Raw genomic sequence first — 1,242 nt, forward strand, 5'->3', positions numbered from 1 at the left:
GGCGGCCACCACGGCGGCCCGCACCCGCGTCACGGCGGTCGCCGCGGCGGCCGGGCCGGTCGCGGCGACATCCGCGCCGCGATCCTGCTGCTGCTCGCCGAGCAGCCCATGCACGGCTACCAGCTCATCCAGGAGATCGGCACGCGGTCCGAGGGCCGCTGGCGGCCCAGCCCGGGCGCCGTCTACCCGGCGCTCGCGATGCTCGAGGACGAGGGCCTCGTGACCCTGTCCGCGCAGGGCGGCCGCCGGATGGCGAGCCTCACCGAGGCGGGCGCCGCGTACGTCGAGGAGCAGCGCGACGCGCTCGGCGCGCCGTGGCTCGACGCCCAGGAGCGCCCGGTCCACCCCGGCCGCGCGCTGCGACCCGCCCTGGAGGCGCTCTCGGGCGCCGCGGTCCAGGTCGCCCGGACGGGAACCCCGGAGCAGGCGACGGCCGCGCTCGCGATCGTCGAGCGCGCGCGGCGCGACCTCTACCTCGTCCTGGCCGGCGAGCCGGTCGCGACGGATGACCCGACGGGCGAGACGGCGACGCCCGAGGCCTGAGCGCGCGACGCCGCCGGCGCGGTGCGCCCGGGGCGCCCGCACGACGACGAGACCCCCGGTGCACCCGCACCGGGGGTCTCGCGCGTCATGACCGACGGGCGCGGACGGCCGGGGACGGGCGTGCCGCCGGTGTGACGAGCGTGACGCCGGGGCGTCGCGTCGCGTCGTCTATCCTGGGACCTGGTTCACGAGCTGCAGCGTCAAGTACCCGGCTGGCTGCACGGCAACCCTCCTGATCGAGCGGGGTGCCCCGGGGCGAGAACCGGTGGTGCGTCACGGCGGCGCCCACAAGTCGACCGGCGCCCTGGCGCCCGAGGAGGACGCATGACCCCGCAGCCCGTCGCCCGCGCGCTCGTCGCCCGGCCGATCGGTGCGCCCGCCCGCGTGACATATCCCGACAGTGCTGGTCGGAATTTGACACGTGTCCAGGACCTTCGCTTCACTGACGCCACCGCCCGGCACTCCGTCGCCGGCGCGCGAGGAAGAGGTCGATCGATGGACACCCGCGAGGCCCGCACCATGACCGCCGCCACGGCCGTCATGTGTCGCATGCCCGCGTGTCCGGCGACCCACGGCCAGCTGGTCTGACACCGGCACAGCGCCGCCACCGTCGCACCTGAGCCGCCGGCGCACCGCGCCGTGCGCCTCGACCGACGGCACCCCGCCGTCCTCGTCCCACCGCCGCACCGGCCCACGGCC

The 1,242-nt window shown here is 77.2% G+C and carries 1 protein-coding gene and 1 riboswitch; the gene reads left to right on the forward strand.

The genetic code is table 11. The features are described from left to right. Positions 1–543 (forward strand): PadR family transcriptional regulator (locus tag CTKZ_RS06715; RefSeq protein WP_148090467.1); only part of this gene is annotated, 543 nt, incomplete at its 5' end. A 183-nt stretch (positions 544–726) separates the two neighbouring features. Next, positions 727–841, forward strand: a riboswitch (SAM riboswitch). The last annotated feature ends 401 nt before the right edge of the window (positions 842–1,242 follow it).

Source organism: Cellulomonas algicola, from assembly GCF_003851725.1.
In the GTDB taxonomy this organism is placed as follows: Bacteria; Actinomycetota; Actinomycetes; order Actinomycetales; family Cellulomonadaceae; genus Cellulomonas; species Cellulomonas algicola.